The organism is Pseudonocardia nigra, assembly GCF_019396355.1.
GTDB classification, from domain to species: domain Bacteria; phylum Actinomycetota; class Actinomycetes; order Mycobacteriales; family Pseudonocardiaceae; genus Pseudonocardia; species Pseudonocardia nigra.
This window is the reverse complement of the sequence record NZ_JAHKRK010000589.1, coordinates 1-557: the sequence shown is the minus strand read 5'-3', so window position 1 is coordinate 557 and position 557 is coordinate 1. Positions and strand designations below refer to the sequence as shown.

Annotated in this window: 1 rRNA gene; it reads right to left on the bottom strand. The window is 58.7% G+C overall.

Going from position 1 to position 557, the window contains the following annotated elements:
- Window positions 1–253: 253 nt before the first annotated feature.
- Window positions 254–557: ribosomal RNA gene (locus tag KME75_RS42330) — 16S ribosomal RNA — on the bottom strand; the annotation flags it as partial.

The following is a 557-nucleotide window of genomic DNA, read 5'->3' as shown; positions in this document are numbered from 1 at the left end:
GCGCGATGCGTTAGACGGTCCAGGCCAGGAGCAGCCAGAAAAAACACCACAAGGGTGTCTCCTCAGGACCCAACAGTGTGCCAAACCCCGGAGTTCACCAAAAACCCCGACAACCACGAACACGATCTTAAGTTCCACCCAGCCACACCCACACCCCACAGGAGCGCGCGCATGGAATCGTGAAAGGAGAACCAAGCATCCCCGACCGAAGCCGGCGAGCTGGCCAACCCCACCACTCGGTGAGACTCCTTAGAAAGGAGGTGATCCAGCCGCACCTTCCGGTACGGCTACCTTGTTACGACTTCGTCCCAATCGCCAGTCCCACCTTCGACAACTCCCTCCCACAAGGGGTTAGGCCGTCGGCTTCGGGTGTTACCAACTTTCGTGACGTGACGGGCGGTGTGTACAAGGCCCGGGAACGTATTCACCGCAGCGTTGCTGATCTGCGATTACTAGCGACTCCAACTTCACGGGGTCGAGTTGCAGACCCCGATCCGAACTGAGACCTACTTTAAGGGATTCGCTCCACCTCACGGTCTCGCAGCCCTCTGTATAGG